15 protein-coding genes are annotated in these 17,454 nt (G+C 69.3%); 7 read left to right on the forward strand and 8 right to left on the reverse strand.

Features of this window, described 5'->3' with window-relative positions; translation table 11 throughout:
• Positions 1 to 411: 411 nt before the first annotated feature.
• The 3 genes from MJ797_RS11885 to MJ797_RS11895 all read right to left on the reverse strand — a co-directional run bounded on the left by MJ797_RS11885 (position 412) and on the right by MJ797_RS11895 (position 3,634).
• Positions 412 to 1,632, reverse strand: coding sequence for a CaiB/BaiF CoA-transferase family protein (locus MJ797_RS11885; RefSeq protein ID WP_239334396.1), 1,221 nt, complete (start codon positions 1,630 to 1,632; stop codon positions 412 to 414).
• Positions 1,629 to 2,405 (reverse strand): enoyl-CoA hydratase/isomerase family protein, encoded by a 777-nt coding sequence (locus MJ797_RS11890; RefSeq protein WP_239334397.1) that lies wholly within the window; start codon positions 2,403 to 2,405, stop codon positions 1,629 to 1,631. Before MJ797_RS11890 ends, MJ797_RS11885 begins: the two co-directional genes overlap by 4 nt.
• Positions 2,406 to 2,482: 77 nt before the next feature.
• Positions 2,483 to 3,634: an acyl-CoA dehydrogenase family protein gene (locus tag MJ797_RS11895; RefSeq protein ID WP_239334398.1), complete on the reverse strand. Its 1,152-nt coding sequence runs from the start codon at positions 3,632 to 3,634 to the stop codon at positions 2,483 to 2,485.
• A 210-nt stretch (positions 3,635 to 3,844) separates the two neighbouring features.
• Between MJ797_RS11895 and MJ797_RS11900 the strand changes: the two genes are divergently transcribed.
• The gene (locus MJ797_RS11900) at positions 3,845 to 5,017 is read left to right on the forward strand and encodes an acyl-CoA dehydrogenase family protein (RefSeq protein ID WP_239310384.1); all 1,173 of its coding nucleotides are present in this window, start codon (positions 3,845 to 3,847) and stop codon (positions 5,015 to 5,017) included.
• 375 nt (positions 5,018 to 5,392) lie between these two features.
• On the opposite strand, the gene MJ797_RS11905 is transcribed toward MJ797_RS11900, so the two are convergent.
• Positions 5,393 to 5,698 carry a WhiB family transcriptional regulator gene (locus tag MJ797_RS11905; protein ID WP_239334399.1) on the reverse strand — a complete coding sequence of 102 codons (306 nt, stop codon included), beginning with the start codon at positions 5,696 to 5,698 and terminating at the stop codon, positions 5,393 to 5,395.
• 165 nt (positions 5,699 to 5,863) lie between these two features.
• Between MJ797_RS11905 and MJ797_RS11910 the strand changes: the two genes are divergently transcribed.
• Complete coding sequence (locus MJ797_RS11910; RefSeq protein ID WP_239334400.1) at positions 5,864 to 6,658, forward strand: GntR family transcriptional regulator; 795 nt, start codon at positions 5,864 to 5,866, stop codon at positions 6,656 to 6,658.
• Positions 6,655 to 7,326 carry a YdcF family protein gene (locus MJ797_RS11915; protein ID WP_239334401.1) on the forward strand — a complete coding sequence of 224 codons (672 nt, stop codon included), beginning with the start codon at positions 6,655 to 6,657 and terminating at the stop codon, positions 7,324 to 7,326. Before MJ797_RS11910 ends, MJ797_RS11915 begins: the two co-directional genes overlap by 4 nt.
• Before the next feature lie 34 nt (positions 7,327 to 7,360).
• On the opposite strand, the gene MJ797_RS11920 is transcribed toward MJ797_RS11915, so the two are convergent.
• The 3 genes from MJ797_RS11920 to MJ797_RS11930 form a co-directional block, all read right to left on the reverse strand.
• Positions 7,361 to 8,239: an enoyl-CoA hydratase-related protein gene (locus MJ797_RS11920; protein ID WP_255738831.1), complete on the reverse strand. Its 879-nt coding sequence runs from the start codon at positions 8,237 to 8,239 to the stop codon at positions 7,361 to 7,363.
• Positions 8,240 to 8,305: 66 nt separating this feature from the next.
• A complete protein-coding gene (locus MJ797_RS11925; protein ID WP_239334403.1) occupies positions 8,306 to 9,232 on the reverse strand; it encodes an SDR family oxidoreductase in 927 nt (308 codons plus the stop codon).
• A 70-nt stretch (positions 9,233 to 9,302) separates the two neighbouring features.
• A complete protein-coding gene (locus tag MJ797_RS11930) occupies positions 9,303 to 10,310 on the reverse strand; it encodes an LLM class F420-dependent oxidoreductase (protein ID WP_239334404.1) in 1,008 nt (335 codons plus the stop codon).
• 151 nt (positions 10,311 to 10,461) lie between these two features.
• On the opposite strand from MJ797_RS11930, the gene MJ797_RS11935 reads away from it, so the two are divergent.
• Positions 10,462 to 11,463, forward strand: a complete 1,002-nt coding sequence (locus tag MJ797_RS11935) for an LLM class flavin-dependent oxidoreductase (RefSeq protein ID WP_239334405.1) — start codon at positions 10,462 to 10,464, stop codon at positions 11,461 to 11,463.
• Positions 11,464 to 11,546: 83 nt separating this feature from the next.
• On the opposite strand, the gene MJ797_RS11940 is transcribed toward MJ797_RS11935, so the two are convergent.
• Positions 11,547 to 12,323, reverse strand: a complete 777-nt coding sequence (locus MJ797_RS11940; RefSeq protein ID WP_239334406.1) for a FadR/GntR family transcriptional regulator — start codon at positions 12,321 to 12,323, stop codon at positions 11,547 to 11,549.
• A 198-nt stretch (positions 12,324 to 12,521) separates the two neighbouring features.
• Here MJ797_RS11940 and MJ797_RS11945 point away from each other — a divergent pair, with 198 nt between their 5' ends.
• The 3 genes from MJ797_RS11945 (at position 12,522) to MJ797_RS11955 (ending at position 17,169) form a co-directional block, all read left to right on the forward strand.
• Positions 12,522 to 13,022, forward strand: a complete 501-nt coding sequence (locus tag MJ797_RS11945; RefSeq protein ID WP_239334407.1) for a DoxX family protein — start codon at positions 12,522 to 12,524, stop codon at positions 13,020 to 13,022.
• Between the two features lie 153 nt (positions 13,023 to 13,175).
• Positions 13,176 to 14,852 (forward strand): DUF2142 domain-containing protein, encoded by a 1,677-nt coding sequence (locus MJ797_RS11950; protein ID WP_239334408.1) that lies wholly within the window; start codon positions 13,176 to 13,178, stop codon positions 14,850 to 14,852.
• Between the two features lie 22 nt (positions 14,853 to 14,874).
• Positions 14,875 to 17,169: a serine/threonine-protein kinase gene (locus tag MJ797_RS11955; protein ID WP_308128309.1), complete on the forward strand. Its 2,295-nt coding sequence runs from the start codon at positions 14,875 to 14,877 to the stop codon at positions 17,167 to 17,169.
• Positions 17,170 to 17,454 lie beyond the last annotated feature (285 nt).

The raw sequence follows: 17,454 nt of genomic DNA on the forward strand, positions 1-17,454 counted from the left end.
CCCGGGGCGGCCCAGAGGCTCCAAGAACCGCCCCAAGGCCCGCCGGCCCGTCCACCGCAAGACCCCAGCACCGGACACCACTGTCAGTTCTCAGTGGATCTGGCCGAACAGTCCCGCGAGCTGGCCACAGATGTGGCCGGCGTCTCATCCGACCTGTCCTCTCGCAGGTCAGCGCGACCCTGTGCCCGAGTACGCACCCAGAAAAGGACAGAACGACTGGGGCACGATGACCGGCGACCGTCTCAGTTGATCTGTCCAACCGCAGGTCAGCGGCACTACTGGAGGACAGACCAACTGAGAACTGACAACCACTCACTGAGAGCGACGTTAAATCGCAAGTCAAGAACGACCGGCGGAATCAAGCGGCCCTGACTTCCACAACATGGTAAAAAATTTTGGCAGCGGCCGGTGTCAGACGACGCCGGCCGCCCGCAGTGCCCGCACCTGCGCCGGTTCGTAGCCGAGATCCGCGAGCACCCCGTCGGTGTGCTCGCCCAGCGCCGGCACCGGCCCCATCCGCACCGACCACTGCGGCGAGATCGGCGGCGGCAGCAACGCGCGCAGCGGGCCGACCGGCGAATCGATCTCACGCCACCGGTCCCGAAGCGCGAGCTGCGGATGCCTGACAAGATCGGTCACTGAGTTCAGGCGCGCATTGCCGATCCCCGCCTTGTCCAGCTGGGACTGGGCGTCGGCCAGGAGCTGTCCGCCGGCCCACTCCCCCAGGACCGCGTCGACCCTGGCCCGGTCCCGGACCCGGTCGGCGTTACCGGCCAACGACGGATCCGCGGCAAGATCCGACCGGCCGAGCACCTCCTCGGTGAGGCGTTGCCACTCACGGTCGTTCGTCGTCCCCACCACGAGTACCTGATCGTCGGCGGTCCGATAGGCGCCGTACGGCGCGACCGACGGCGAGCTCACACCGTTGGGCTCCTGATCGAGACCAGTTCCCAGCGTGTAGTAGAGGGGATACCCCATCCACTCGGCCGCCGCGTCGAACAGGCTGACCGAGATCTCCGCGCCCGTGCCGGTACGGCCCCGCGCGAGGAGAGCGGCCAGGACACTGGAGTACGCGTACATGCCGGCGGCGACATCGGCGAGCGGGATGCCCGGCTTCGCCGGCTGCCCGGGGAACCCGGTCACCGAGCATGACCCGGTCTCGGACTGCACGAGCAGGTCATAGGCGCGCTTCGCGGCCAGTGGCCCGCCCTCGCCGTAGCCGGAGATGTCGACGGCCACGGCCCGCGGATGGCGTTCCAGCACCTGATGGGCGGCCACGCCGAGCCTGGCGGCGGCGCCGGGCGCGAGGTTCTGCACGACGACGTCCGCGCGCTCGATCAGGCGGGCGAGGACCTCGGCGCCCGCGGGTTTCTTCACATCGAGCGCGAGCGACTCCTTGCCCCGGTTGAGCCAGACGAAGTGGGCGCCCATACCGTTCATGGCCTGGTCGTAGTCACGGGCGAAGTCGCCACCGCGCGGGTTCTCGACCTTCACGACCCGGGCGCCGAGATCAGCGAGATGCCGGGTGGCGAGCGGAGCGGCGACAGCCTGCTCCAGGCCGACCACGAACAGGCCCGCCAAGGGTGCGCAAGGCAGGCCGTCGGCACCCGTTCCGCTGGGAGACACGTTCATGACCTGGTCTGGAAGCTCTCGACGTTGCGGCGCAGCTCCTCGGTGGTGAACGACTCGCCCTCCGCGGCCAGGGAGAAGTCCAGCACCAGCCGGGCTGCCTGCGCCAGGTGCAGGTTGATCGCCCGTTTGGTGTCCTGGACCGCCTGCGGAGGCAGCCCGGCGAGCTTGTGCGCGACCCGGCGCGCCTCGGCCAGCAGCTCCCCGGCCGGGACCACCCGGTTGGCCAGGCCGAGGGCGACGGCCTGGTCCGCGGGGATGCGGTCACCGGTGAGCAGGTACTCCTTGGCCCGCAGGATGCTCGTGGCCAGCGGCCAGAACGCCGCGCCGCCGTCGCCCGCGACCAGGCCCACCTGCACGTGGGGATCAGCCAGGAAGGCGGTGTCGGCGATCAGGACGATGTCGCTCATGACGGCGATGGTCGCCCCGAGGCCCACCGCCGGGCCGTTGACCGCCGTCACCACCGGGAGGTGGAAGCGGACGATCTCATCGGCGAGCCGGCGCGCCTCGCGCATCGAGTGGCGGCGGACCTCCACGTCAGCGATCTGCCTGGCCATGCCCGGGATGTCGCCACCCGCGCTGAACGCGCGCCCCGCCCCGGTGAGCACCACCGCGCGGGCATCCCGGTCGCCGGCGATGCGCGCCCAGACCTCGGCGACAGCTTCATGCAGGCCGTCCGCGAACGCGTTCAACGCGTCCGGCCGGTTCAGCGTGACAATGCGCACCGGGCCGTCCGACTCGACGAGGAGGATGCCCCCGAAATCGTAGTCCGCCATGTTCAGTGGCTGCCTCTCCTGGAAAACCCCGGGGAAATTCCGGGACAAGCGCGGTCAGACTGCGGTCAGACTGGCTGTCAGTAGCTGCGCAGGCCCATGCTGCGCGCGATCGCGTTGCGCTGGATCTGGCTGGTGCCGCCCGAGATCGGCGCGACGATGGACTCGCGCCAGCGGAAGCTCATCACGCTCTCGGTGGCGAAGCCGTGGCCGCCGAGGATCTGCATACCCCACCGGGCCGCCGAGACATAGGTTTCGGACCCCTTGAGCTTGGCCATCGAGCCCTCGCGGGAACACGGCCGGCCCTGCGCGTGCAGCCAGGCGGCCCGGTAGGACAACAGCCGGGCGGAGTCGATCTCGACCTGGAGATCGGCCATCGCGTGTGACAGCGACTGGAAGTTGCCAATCGGACGGTCGAACTGCTGGCGCTGCTTGGAGTACTCCAGTGCCTCGTCGAGCGTGGCCTGGGCGACACCGACGTATGCGCCGCTCATGAGCACGCGCTCGAGGTCGAGGCCGGAGAGCATGACCTTCCAGCCGCCGTGCAGCGGGCCGACCAGGTTCTCCCGGGGGACGACCACGTCGTGCAGGAAGACCTCGTTGGTACCGAGGATGTGCCGGGCCAGCGTCGGCGTCCGGCGGATCTCCACGCCAGCGGTCGCGGGATCGACCAGCACCAGGGACAGCCCCTCGTGCTTCGGCGCGGACGGGTCGGTGCGCACGTACATCGCGATGGTCGTGCCGGGCAGGCCCGCCCCCGTGCACCACGCCTTCTGGCCGTTGAGGACGAAATGGTCGCCGTGGTCGGCCGCGGTGGTGCGCAGCGCCGCGACGTCGGAGCCGGCGTCCGGCTCGCTCATGGCGATGGCGAAGCGCTCGGTGCCGTCGAGCATGCCGGGCAGGTACCGGTCGCGCTGGGCCTGCGTGCCCCACTTCAACAGAGTGAGCCCCGGGATGAAGGTCCCCGAATAGCACATGGCGATGTCGAGGCTGGCCCGCCCGAGTTCCTCGGCGAGCAGGACGAGCTCGAGCGCGGTCCCGCCGCCCCCGCCGCTGTCCTCGGGCAGCGGGAGGCCGAACCACCCGAGGTCGGCCATGCCGCGAAAAAGCTCCTTCGGCAGGATGCCCCGTTCGTCCCATTCCTTGGCCAGCCGCGGCGGGCAGGTGCGCGAGACGAAGTCCCGTGCGGTCCGCGCCAGCATCCGCTGCTCGTCCGTGAGGTCAAAGTCCACGACAGCACCTCTCCCATCAGGTAAATCAGCTAACCATAGCCCGTCGGATGATGTGGGTGGACCCGCCGACAGCCAGCGCACGACCGACCGCACGCCCGGCACGCCCCGCGGGACTTGCTATAGCCCTACCTATCAGATAACTTTTTATACGATTTTGTATCCTGAATCAGCCAGAGGCGCCCGCCTGGGCGCGAGTGGGCGAGGTAGCCGATGGACGTTGCCGTCACCGCGCAGGACAGGCAGTTCCAGGAGGAGGCGCGGTCATGGCTGGCCGATCATCTCACCGGTGACTTCCGGAGCATCCTGGGTGTCGGCGGCCCGGCGGACGACACCGCCTGGGAGCTTCGCCGGGAGTGGGAGAAGCTCCTCGCGAAGGACAAGTGGCTGAACATCGCCTGGCCGGTCGAGTACGGCGGCCGCGGGGGGACGCTGGCCCAGGAGATCATCTTCCAGGTCGAGCACGCCCGGGCACAGGCGCCGTACTGGGTGGGAGTCCACGGCCGTGACCTGTTCGGGCCGACCTTGCTCGCGTTCGGCACCCCCGAGCAGAAGGCCCGCTTCCTCCCGAAGATCACACAGGTCGAGGAGTTCTGGGGGCAGGGCTTCAGCGAGCCCGACGCCGGCAGCGACCTGGCCGGCCTGCGCACCCGCGCCGAACTCGACGGCGACGAATGGGTGATCAACGGCCAGAAGATATGGACGACGTTCGGCGGGTACGCCGACTGGCTCTACGTCCTGTGCCGCACCGACCCGGACGCCCCCAAGCACCGGGGGATCTCGATGCTTCTCGTGCCCCGCCACCAGCCCGGTGTCGAGGTCCGGCCGATCCGGAACATGGCCGGCGGGACGGAGTTCGCCGAGGTCTTCCTCAGTGACGCCCGCACCAGCAAGGACCTGGTCGTCGGCGAGGTCAACGGTGGCTGGCGCGTGGTCATGGGCACCCTCGGCAACGAGCGCGGGGGCACCACTGTGCTGCCCTTCCAGGCCGGGTTCGAGCGCGAGATGCGGGCACTGATCGACCTCGTGAAATCCCGCCCGGCCGACCCGGTGCTGCGCGACCGGATCGCGTCCGCCTACGTCGGCCTGCGGGTCATGCAGGCGATGAACATCCGCACGATCAGCCGGGCAGTCGCGAACGCGCACCCCGGGCCGGAGTCCTCGATCTCGAAGCTGTTCTGGTCCACCTGGCACCGGGACTTCGGTGAGCTGCTGATGGACGCGACCGGTGCCGACTCGATGCTGGTCGGGGACCACTACAAACTGAGCCTGTTCCAGGCGAGCTTCCTGAACTCCCGAGCGGAGACGATCTACGGAGGCGCTGTCGAGATCCAGCACAACATCCTCGGCGAGCAGGTGCTCGGGCTGCCCAAAGAACCACGCTGACCGGTCGGAACCGATCTTTTCCAGCCGGCGGCCCGGGCCCTGCGCCGCGCGCTGCGGCTCCCGTCCGGGCCGCGGTGAGCAGTTCTCGTACCGCACGAACCAGCGCGGGCGGCTGACCGGACAGGCCCAGCCTCCGGCCGGCCGCGTCCCGCCGGCCCAGCGTGCGCACGAGTACCTCGCGATCGGCGCGGACATTCACCTCATCGGCGTCAGCGGCCACAGTCTGCGCATAGGCGAGCAGGGCGTCCGTCTCCGCCTCCACCGCCCGGCCGTACTCCCACGCCGCCTGCCATAACACTGCGGCCTGGTCCCGGACGACCGTCAACGCCCGCGTCATCTGCTCGGCCGTCGCGGACGACCGCGGGGTGAGGGCGCTCATGGCATGAGCGCCTGGAGCGGGAGCCGGAGCCGGGCTTCGCTGTGAACCAGGCTCCGTCGCTGGTCCGGGTCCAGACCACCCCAGACGCCAGTGTCCTCTCCGGTATTCACTGCCTGGTCCAGGCAGCCCCGAGTCACTGGGCAGCGGTCGCATACCGCCTTGGCCATCGCGATCTGACGCTCCACAGCGGGCCCCGTCCTACCGACCGGGAAGAACAGCTCGGGATCATCGTCGCGGCAGACGGCACCATGCCGCCAGTCGACGTATCTATCAGGCGAGCGGGCAGAAGCAGAATCAGACACGGGTCTCGGCCTCCTCGGCGCAGGGGGTTGGGATCAAGGTCTCCGGCAGGATGTGAGAGCTCCGGCCACAGGCAACCTTCCTAGGAAGATTGGTGCGATCCCCAGCCTTCCTTACCTTCCTAGGTAGGTCAATACCTTCCTAGGAAGATGCTTAGACTCGGCGTTGTGACCAGCAGACGAGGCGCCTCGGAGCGCATCCGAGCCGACCTGCGGGCCGATATCGAGTCCGGACGGCTCGAGCCAGGAGCCGCGCTCCCCTCCACTGCCGAGCTGGCTCGGCGCTACGAGGTCGCGGCTGAGACCGCTCGTCTCGCGGTGACCAAACTGAAGGAGGAAGGACTTGTGGTTGGGCGAACGGGCGCGGGCGTCTATGTACGGCCTCGGCCGCCATTGCGGCGGCTCGGTGTCGATCGGTATGACAAGGCCAAATGGCGCGACTGCGACCAAGTGGCGTTCATTGCGGACAGGATCGCGTCCGGCCGTACATGGGAACGTAACGATCAGACGCAGACGGTACGGCGGATCCCCGCTCCGGCCAGGGTTTCGGCCGCACTCGGTCTACCAGACGAAGCCGACGTGTACGAGCGGGCCAGGCTGGTCCGCGAACAGGGCACGCCCACGCACACACTGACGAGTTACTACCGTCCCGAACACGTCGAGGGCACCCGCCTGGTGGAACCCGCCGCCGGGCCGGCTGGACCCGGCGGCGGGTTCCGTGTGCTGTATGAGCAGGGTCTGGAAATCGCGCACATGACCGAGGAGCTCCAAGCACGGATGCCGACTCCCGAGGAGTTGGAGACATTGTCCTTGCCTTCCGGCGAGCCGGTCGTCGAACTGCATCGCACGACCCGCACAGCGGATGGTGTCGTGGTCGAGTACGCCGTGGGGGTGCATGCCGCGTCGCGGTTCACCTGGTCTTACAGCTTCGAGGTGCCCGACTCGGCCCGGCCTGCGTCATGACCAGCGGCGAACGGCCTGCCGCCATCCCTGCCGCCATCCGCGACTGCGTGCGGGTCCTATGGGACTACCACGACCTGCGCCACGAGCTGCGGCCCACCGATGTGGGCATTGGACTGGGTAGCCACGATCTTGCTGTAGCCACCTGCGCAGCGGACCTTTACCGGCGAGGGCTGTACCCGCACATCGTCTTCACCGGCGCGAACGCGCCCACCACTCTTGCTGTGTTCCCTCGCGGTGAGGCGGTCCACTACCGCGAGCACGCATTGACCCTCGGCGTCCCGGATGCCGCCATCCTGATCGAGCCATTGGCACGCAACACCGGTGAGAACATCACCTTGGCCCGCGATCTCCTACACAACCAGGGCCATACAGTTCGATCAGCTACCCTAATCTCCCGGCCCTACCAGCAGCGGCGAGCGTACGCCACCTGCCGCAAGCTCTGGCCGGAGGTCACCGTCCAATGCGCATCTCTGCCACTCACGCTGGACGCCTACGTGACGACCATCGGAGACGTTGGCCGGGTCGTGTCGATGCTGGTGGGCGATACCCAACGCATCTGGGTCTACGCCGACCGCGACTTCGCTATCCCCCAGACGATCCCGCCCGAAGTACACGCGGCCTACCAGGCGCTGGTAGAGGCCGGGTATACAAGTCGACTCGTTGCCTGACCTCCTGCCATCCGCGATCTCCCCATCCACAGCGTCAGCCGAGGACGTCGTCGGCTGCCAGGTGGCCGCCGGGCACGGGGGCACCGAGCAGCGCGCCCGGGTCGAAGTCGTCGGCCAGCGGGGCGAACCGGGGCGGACGACGCTCCAGGAAACTCCCGACTCCCTCAGCGAAGTCGCCCGCCCCGTTGGTCACCTCCATCACCCGGAACGACCTGCGCAGTGCCTCGTCCAGGCCCACCTCGAGATCGCCATAGACCTGATGGCGGATGGCGGCCATCGCCGTCGGCGCACAGTTGCGGGCCAGCTCACCCGCGTAGGCCTGAGCCTGCGCGAGCACGTCGTCGCGTTCGACCACCCGGCTGACCAGCCCGAGCCGGTGGGCCTCGTCCGCGTCGAACGTCCGGGCCGACAGCAGCAGGTCGAGCGCGTTCTCCACGCCGACGTAGCGGGGCAGGACCCAGCTCAGGCCGTACTCGGCCGCGAGCCCACGACGGGCGAACGCCGTGGAGAACTTCGCGCCGCGGGCGGCGAAGCGGACGTCACACATGAGCGCCTGGACGAGCCCGATACCGGCGCATCCCCCGTTGACAGCGGCGACGAGCGGCTTGCGCAAGGTCCGCGGCCGGTACTGTGGCGGGCGCCCGGACAGATCGAGTCCCTTGCCGGCGCTGCTGTTGAGGCGGCTGGTGTCCAGCCCGGGGCAGAAGGTGGTGCCCGCGCCGGTGAGCACGACCGCGCGGACGTCCGGATCGTGGTCGAGCAGGTCGAGCTGGCTGAAGTAGGCCGCCTCCAGCTCGGGCGACCAGCCGTTCCTGCGGTCCGGACGATTGAACGTCACAGTCGCAACACCATCACTGTCAGTTACGCAAAGGACCAGATCGTCCGACACCGCGCTCCCCTTCGAGTTGACCATCAGCTGTGACTGCTCGCCCCGCCCGTCAGGCGATGGGCGGGGCGAGCGACGACGACGACGGGGAGCTCAGTCCTTCGCCGCGACCCCAGGCAGGGTCGGGGGTAGTCCCGGATCGTGGTTCACGAACAACCGCGGCCCCTCAGCCACCAGTTCCTCGGTTGTCCAGGCCCGCTCGCCCGCGTCGATGGTGGCGGCGATCTCCCAGCCGCGGAAGACCGAGACGACCGAGCCGTAGACATGGAAGATCTGGCCGGTGATGTCGGCCGCGGCCGGGCTGGCCAGCCAGCCGACCAGCGGGCTGACGTGCTCGGGCGCCCGGTCGTCGAACCTGCCCTCCGTCACCTGCCCGTAGCCGGCGAAGGTCTGGGTCGTCATGCGGGTGCGCGCCCGGGGCGCGATCGCGTTGGCCGTCACGCCGATCCGGGCCAGCTCGCGGGCCATCACGACGGTGAGCGCGCTGATCCCGGCCTTCGCGGCCGCGTAGTTGGCCTGGCCGAAGTTGCCGACCAGCCCCGACTCACTGGTAGTGTTGATAATCCGGCCGTAGACCTCCTCGCCGGCCTTCGCGCGGGCCCGCCAGTACCGGGCCGCGAACCGGGCCGGGGCGAAATGGCCCTTGAGGTGCACCTCGATGACGGAGTCCCAGTCGTCCTCGTCGAGGTTGAAGAACATCTTGTCACGGACGAACCCGGCGTTGTTGACGAGGACGTCCAGCCCACCGAAGGTGTCCACAGCCTGCTGGACGAGCCCGTCGGCGCCCTTCCAGTCCGCGACGCTGTCGAAGTTCGCGACCGCCTCGCCACCCGCGGCGACGATCTCGTCCACGACCTGCTGCGCGGGCCGTCCCTCGTCCTTGCCTGCGCCGTCCCAGGCCACGCCCGGGTCGTTGACGACGATCCGGGCGCCCTGGCTCGCGAGCAGCAGCGCGTGCGCGCGGCCGAGACCGCGCCCCGACCCGGTCACGATGGCGACCTTGCCGTCCAGAATGCTCATTTCTCTCCCTGATCGGTTACCTGGCGGCCACTACCGACGGTTGGGCCAGCCCCCGCGCCGGCAGGACCACTCAGCCACGGATGGCGTCGAGGACCTCCGGCCACATGGCCGGGTCGCTCTCATAGGTCGCATAGCAGGTGATGCGAGTGGCGACATCGCCGTACCTTTCCCGCAGGCCCTTGCCGGCCTCCGTGGGCGAACCGACGACGGAGAACGTCCGCAGGATCTCGTCGTCGATCAGATCACCCATCTCCGACCAGCGGTTCTGCTTGCTCATGCGGGTCAGCTCGGTCTGCAGGTCGCCCCAGCCGTGCAGGTCGAGGACCCCGCGGTAGGCGGGCGTGGAGGCGTAGAAGGCGATCTGCTTCTTCGTGCCGGCGATGGCCGTCGCGAGCTCCGCCTCGTTGCGGCCCACCGTCGCGAACGCCGGGCCGGCCAGGACGAAGTCCGACAGCGTCCGGCCGATCTTCGCCCGGCCCCGCTCCAGCGCCGGGAGCGTGACCTCACGCAGGTACCGCGGCGTCGAGAACGCATGGAAGAACATGCCGTCAGCCACTTCGGCGGCCACCTCGGTCATCATCTCGCCGACGGCCGCGAGGTACACCGGCGGCGGGCCCCACTCGTGCGCCTCGGGAGAGAAGAACGGCGTCATGAGAGTGTGCGTGTAGAAATCGCCCTGGAACGACAGCGGCGTTCCGTTCTGCCAGGTGTCCCAGATGGCGCGCATCGCGAGCACGAACTCACGCATCCGGGCGGCCGGTCGTGACCACGGCATCGAGAAACGCCGCTCGATGTGCGGCTTGACCTGGGAGCCCAGCCCGAGGACGAACCGCCCCCGGGAGTAACGAGCAAGGTCGAAACCCACGTTCGCCAGCGTCATCGGTGTCCGGGCGAAGGCGATCGCGATGGAGGTCCCGACCGTCAGGTCACCGGTGGCGTCGCACGCCCGCAGCGACAGCAGGAACGGATCGTGCCGCGTCTCGCCCAGCCACAGGCCGTCATAGCCCGCGGCCTCGGCTTCCCGCGCGTTGCGATGAACGACATCGATGTCCTTCGGAAGCGTCGTATCGATCTTCACAGAACCTCCCCGGCCAGCCGACAGGCGGCACGCCGCACCCGGACGCACCCAAGGACATGAAGATGCCTCATCTGTATTGTCTACCTTATTTATTGGCGAGGCGGCCAGACCTTCACGACGCGCCCGCACCGTCCGGACGAAGGAGACGAGCATGCAGGTCGGCCTCTACTTCGACCTCCGCAACCCGCCGGAACGCCGCCAGGACCCAACCCGCCTGTACGGTTTCACCCTGGAGATGTGCCAGGAGGCGGAGCGGCTGGGCGCGGACTCGATCTGGGTGACCGAACACCATCTGTTCGATGACGACTACCTTCCCCAACCGCTGACCTTCGCGGCGGCCATCGCGGCCCGGACGAGCCGGGTACGCATCGGTACCGGCATCATGATCGCCCCACTGCACGCGGCGGTCGAGATCGCCGAACAGGCCGCGGTGGTGGACATCATCAGTGGCGGCCGCCTCGACCTCGGCCTCGGCGCGGGCTACCGGATACCGGAGTTCGAGCTGTTCGGCGCCGATCCGGCGAAGCGCTACGGTGCCACCGACCGGCGGGTCCGTGAACTGCGGCAGATCTGGGCCGAGGGCCGGGTGACCCCGCGCCCCGTCCAGGAACGGCTGCCCATCTGGCTCGGTTACCTGGGCCCCCAGGGCGCCCGGCGGGCCGGTCTGCTCGGTGAGAACCTGCTGTCGGCCTTCGGCCCGATCGCCGAGCCGTACCGCAAGGGGCTCGCGGAAGCCGGGCACGCCCCCGAGACCGCCCGCATGGCTGGCGGCATCCAGGGCTGGGTCAGTGACGACCCGGAACGCGACTGGCCGGTCATCGGCGGGTACCTCGCCTACCAGCTCGACTCCTACCGCCGGCACATGGTGGAGGGAACCGGCGCCCCGATGCCACGGCCGGTCGACCCCGACCGCGTCCGGGCCCGCGAGGCGTCCAAGAACCCGATCGACTACTTCCACTACGGCACGCCCGAGGAGGTCGCGAGCGGCATCCGGGCCTTCGTCGGCGACGCACCGGTCGACACCGTGTACCTGTGGGCCTCACTCGGCGGAATGCCGGCGGACCTCGTGGCCCGCCACGTCGACATCGTGTGCACCAGACTCGCGCCCCTGCTTCGCGAGACCAGCGCACCGGCCGCGTCATCGGCCCGATAGTGGGCGGCCGGCCCGACGGGCCACGACCATCCGGCCCGCCGCGGTTCCCGCCAGCAGCCCGGCAGGAGAGCGCGATGGCAGCCTCAGCCGAGCACGTCAAGCACGCTGGCCCCATCGAAATGCGCCAGGACAAGCTGATTGGTCTCCACCAGATGACGCCGCCAGAAAAGCTCCGCCCCGGTGGCGTCGCCAGCCGCGATCAGATCGACCAGCCGCCGGTGCGCACGCAGGGCAAGATCGTCCTCGTGGGACTCCTCCCCGCTACCGGACGGCAGCGCGGCCCGGTGCGCCATGGCCACTCCGGTGACCAGGTGATGCAACATTCTCGTCAGGACCGCCAGGGTCTGGTTGCCGGCCAGCTCCACCATTGTCTCGTGGAAGTCGGTGTGCGCTGGAATCAGGCTTTCCGGGCCGGTCAGGCGTTCTTCATCGCAATCGAGATGCGCCGTGAGCGCCTCGGCATCCCGCCGCCGCCGCCGCGCCGCCAGCAGCCGGGCGGCCGGTGGCTCAATCACCGAACGGGCTTCCAGCACGTCGGCGACTGTCACGTTGTCGTGCTGGAGGACCAGCCCCACAAAACGTGCCGCCACATCGCCGTTGGGAACATGCACCCGTGCCCCGCCGTGAGCGCCCCGCCGCACACCGATCAGGCCCTCGGACTCCAGCACCCGGAAAGCCTCACGCAGCGTCGGTCGCGAGACATCGAACCTCGCCATCAGGGACGCCTCGTTGGGGAGGCCGTCACCTTCTCGAAGATCACCACGAATAATCTGCCGACGCAGGGCAGCCGCTACCAACTCAGCGGTCTTGGGCACCCGGACGTGGCCAGTCGCGTCGATGTCGGCGGGTCGTCTGCTCACCAACTCATCGTATAGTTCATTCAGCCATCATCGAAGCATCTTGGACGTAGAGCGCCCGGCAACAGGGGCGTGGACCAAGGGGAACGATGACGCAAGGTGCGTGCCCCAGCCCTGCTACGTCCGAGGTCCGAGGCCCGGCTGGCACGCAGCGCCGCGGTACCCGGCACCGATCCACCAGTTCTTCCTCGGGAGCATGAAATGACCCATGTAGATACAGCCATCCTCCTGATTCGCCTGTGCGTTGGGCTCACCCTGGTCGCCCACGGATGGAACCACCTGTTCGGTGGCGGCCGGATAGCCGGCGCGGCCGGCTGGTATGGCTCCATGGGCCTGCGTCCCCCACTCGTGCAGGCCTGGATGTCAGTGCTGTTCGAGTTCGCGGCGGGCATCGGCCTCGCCGCCGGCTTCCTCACCCCGCTGGCGGCCGCGGCCGCGGTCGGTCTCATGACGGTCGCGGGAGTGGTCGCGCACAGGCCGCACGGCTTCTTCGTGTTCCGTGAGGGTTACGAGTACGTTCTGATGATCGCCGTGATCGCGGTCGCCGTCGCTACCGCCGGTCCGGGCAAGGCCTCACTCGACCACGCGATCGGCCTGGGCGGCGTTGGCTGGGCCGGCTTCGCGATCTCGACCGGCGTCGGCCTCGCGGGCGCCGCCGCACTCCTGGTGACCAGCTGGCGGCCACAGCCTGTCAATCCCTGAACCCGCCTCAGCCGGCATCAGGCCGGTGACGCGGCAGGGAGACTACTGTGGCCCCGTGCGACGGGCTGCCGGGACGTCGCGGCGGGAGGATCTCCACATGTTGTCAGCAAGAACCTTCCCAGGCGGCGGTAAGCACGGATGAGGAGACCGCGGTTGCCCGGCGCCCGGGTGAGCCGTGCGCCGGTGCTCCTTCTCGGTGCACTGGCCTGCTGGATTCTGCTGTGGGCGCTGACCAATCCGCTGAGAACCGCCCCGGACGAGCCGAGCCATTACGCAAAGGCCGTGGCCGCGGGACACGGACAGATCCTCGGCGACGCTGTCCCGTTCGCGGAGATACAAGCGACGCGGGCATTCAGCGATGACTCGCTGCGCCAGGTCCGGAACGCCTACCGGAGTTTCCTGCTGCCAGCTGACCTCCGGGACACGACGAATCCTCCGTGCACCGCCCTGCACCCGGACGTGTCGGCAGCGTGCCTGCGCCTGCCGGCAGCTGTTCCGGACGGGCGGGTCAACAGCATCGTCGGTGCGTATCCACCCTGGCTGTACCTGCCCGCGGGAGTTCTCACCCGGGCCGCCTGGTCGGTCCACTCCGGGTACCTCCTCGCGCGGCTGGGTGCCACCCTCATGTCGGCCGGGCTGCTCGGCGCCGGGCTGTGGCTGCTGCTGGGCGGGCAGCCACCAGCCGGGCAGCCACCAGCCGGGCAAGCAGCAGCCGGGCGACGCGCCCGGCAGACCCTGCTGCTGGCCGGGTACACCCTCGCCGCCACCCCGATGGTCATCTTTCTCAGCTCGCAGGTGGGTACCAGTGGCGCCGAGGTCACCGGAGCGATCGCATCCACCGCGGCGGCGCTGCGCCTGTCCCGTGCCGAACATCCCACGGCCCGAACCTGGTTGATCGCTGGCGCCGTCCTGGGCATCACCGCGCTGAGCCGTCCGCTGGCACCCCTGTGGGTGGCCTTCGCGATCGCTATCGGGATCGGCCGTGCCGGCGGGCGCGCGGCGCTGCTGCGGCTGCGCGCGGCCGGCCGGCCCTCGATCGCGGCAGTGACGGTCACCGCGGTGGGAATCGCCGCGACAACGCTCTGGACGCAGAGCCTGTCGCTACGGACCCCTGTCCTGTGGGACCGCCTCGGCCGCGGTCTCGCGGTCGCCGTCGAGCTGGCCCCGGAGTCCGCCCGCCAGGCTGTCGGGATCTTCGGCTGGCAGTCCGTCCCCATCCCGGACGCCGTGTACTGGCTGTGGGGACTGCTGGTGGTGGGGCTCCTCCTCGCCGCCTTCGCGGTCGGCCGGTGGCGCGATCGCGCGCTGCTCGCGGGAAGCCTCGCGGTGGTCATGGCCAGCTACGAACTGCTCGCCGCGGCCGTGTTCATCCAGAACGGTTTTGGCATGCAGGGCCGGTACATCCTGCCTGTGCTGGTCATGCTGCCCCTGCTGGCGGCGGAGGTGCTCGCCGTCCGGCTGCCCGAGCGCCTTTGCGGCCATGCGGCCACGGTGGCGGTCGGCGTCATCGTCATGACCGCGGTCGGCCAGTTCGTCGCCTGGGGCGCCAACAGCCACCGGTACGCGGTCGGCATGGACGGACCGCTCTGGTTCGTGCCCCGCCCCGCCTGGTCACCATCGGGCGGCTGGCTTGTCTGGCTGCTTCTCGCCTGCCTCCCTGTCGTTGTGACCCTCGCCGCGGCCCAGTCCTGCCGCCCGGTGCGGGCCGGCTGGCCACATGGTCCGCTCTCCCAGCGCTACCGTGCGGCCGACGCCGCCGGAAGCGCGACGACGCGGCCGGCGCGAACGCACAATCCAGGTGGCATGCTGCACTGGGACAACTCGGCGTAACAAACACCGCGGAGGGGACGACGTGGCTGCCGCTCCAGAGGCCAGCCGCATCGTGGCTGGCCGGTACCGGCTCATCGAACGGCTCGGCACCGGTGGGATGGGCACGGTGTGGCGCGCCTTTGACGAGGTGCTGCTGACCGAGGCGGCTCTCAAAGAGGTCGACCTCGGCGACGCTCCTGATCCGTTCGAGCGGGCCGACCGGGTGGAAAGAGCTCTCCGGGAGGCCAGACACGCCGCGAGGCTGCGTGGCCATCCGCATGTCGTGACCATCCTCGATGTGATCGTCGAGGATGGTCTGCCATGGATCGTCATGGAGCTGGTGCCGTCCCAGTCGCTGTTCCAGCTGGTCCGCGATCACGGTCCGCTGTCTGTCGCGGAGGTTGCCCGCATCGGGATCGCGATCGGCGACGCGCTGGCCGCCGCGCACGCGTTCGGGATTCTGCACCGCGATGTGAAGCCCTCGAACGTGCTGATCGGAACCGACGGCAGGGTGGTCCTGACCGACTTCGGCATCGCGACCCGGGACAGCGACTCAGCTCTCACCGTCACCGGTGTGCTCGGGACACCGTCCTACATGTCACCGGAACGCCTGAACGGTGATCCGGCAACGCCTGAGGCGGATATGTTCGGCCTCGGCGCGACCCTCTACTTCGCCGTGGAGGGGAAGCCGCCGTTCTACCGGGAGACCTTCGCCGCGATGGTGGCGGCGATCCTGTTCCAGCCCCCCTCACAGACATACCGGGCGGGCCCGCTGGGCGATGTTCTCACCGGCCTGCTCGACAAGGATCCGCGCACCCGCCTGACGTCCCGCCAGACGCACGGGCTCCTGATCGGCATCGCCGCGGCACGCCCGCCAGCTGCCCCGCCACCAAGCCGCCAGCCCGGCGGACGCCCGCGGGTCGTCAGCCGTGACGACGTCGGCCCGCGCTACGCCTTCGGCAGCGCCCCTGGGAGCACGACGCCCGAGGTCGCAGCACCGGAGGTCGCGCCGACCACCCGCGGCTCCCAGACAGCCCCTGATGATCCAGCCGATGCGCCCGCCGGCATGCCGGCCGATGCGCCCGGCGCGCTCGCACCGCCGTCCAATCTGACCGCCACGCAGGAGAACGGAGCGGTGGTCCTGCGGTGGAGCGCGCCGACGTCGTCCGGCCCGGTCTCCTTCCGCGTCCTGCGAGTGGTGGCGGACCCGGCCGCACCGACTGGACGGTTCGAACGCAGCCTCGGCATGACCGCCTCCACCGAACTGTCCGACGCGGGTGTTCCCCACGGCGTGACGGTCTGGCACGAGGTGATGTCGGCGGCCGGCGGCCGGCGCTCGGTGCCGGCCCGAACCCAGCCGCTGACGATCGCCCCAGATGTCACGGCGCTGCGCGCCCGCATGGACGGTGACGGCGTCGCCCTGTCCTGGAATCTCGCGGCAGGATACGACGACGTACTGATCGAGCGGACCTTTGACGAGTCGTCGCCGTTTCACGGGGCCACCCGCCGGGTCCGCGCCGCCGGTGGCCGCTATGTCGACCATGACGCGCAGACCGGGGCCACCTATCGCTATCGGGTACGGGTGTCCTACCCGGATCCGCTCGGCGCTCTGGCCCATACCGCGGGCGTGGACGTGGTTGTGAAAGTGATCGCCAGGCCGCGTCCGGTCCTCGACCTCGAGGCGGACAGCGACGGCGCGGTGACTACCCTGCGGTGGACGACCGTTCCCGGCGCGCTGGTGCGGATCTACGTCACCGAGGTGCCCGCCGGCTTACCCGAACGCCCGGCGGACCAGCCGCCTGACGGCGGCCCCACCCCGGCTGATCCGCTCCTCGCGACAGGCCCGTTCGGCGCTGTCGACGAAGAACTGCCCGTGGACTCACTGGACGGGCACGCGCACCTGGCCGGCTCAAGCCGGCGTGGCCGTCTCACCGTGACCGCTGCCGGCGGGCCGGTCGTATACACCCCGGTCAGTGTCGCCGGGAACAGAGCGGTCGTCGGCCGCTCAACCCACCACCTGCCCACCGGGCCTATCCGTGCGCTGCATGCCGTCGACCGCGGCAACGAGATCGTCCTGACGTTCCAGATGCCACCTGGCATCACCGAAGCCCGGGTGCTGTGGCGCCATGACACGATGCCCACCGGGCCGGACGATCCGGCCGCCCGGAGCGCGAAGGTCACCAACGCCAGCCTGGAAATCAGAGGCGGCTGGCACCTGCGCGCGCCCGACAACGGACTGATCTACCACTTCGCCGTCTATCCCCTGGTCCGGTCGGCGGATGGGGTCAGGGCACTGCCCACCGGCACCTACGCGGTCCTCCGCACCGGCTCCCACTGATCATTCGACTCATTCGACCGCGCACGTAGCCCGCCCGGACGCTTTTCACAGCTCAACGGAAACACCATCCGAGCGGATGGAAACAGCATTTCCCTACCGTCAACAGTGCAGCCTGCCAACAAATACAATATGTTAACTAAATATTTACCGATCGCCATACGATCAACATAAATCCGGCAATCTGCATCTATTTCCCGTCCTGTCATCTCATCCCCTGAAGACAAGTACGGGACACAATTCAGATCCTTTCGGGACCACCCGGTGATCCCGCGGGCACGGCAGAGC

Source organism: Protofrankia sp. CiP3, assembly GCF_917627345.1.
Classification (GTDB): Bacteria; Actinomycetota; Actinomycetes; order Frankiales; family Frankiaceae; genus Protofrankia.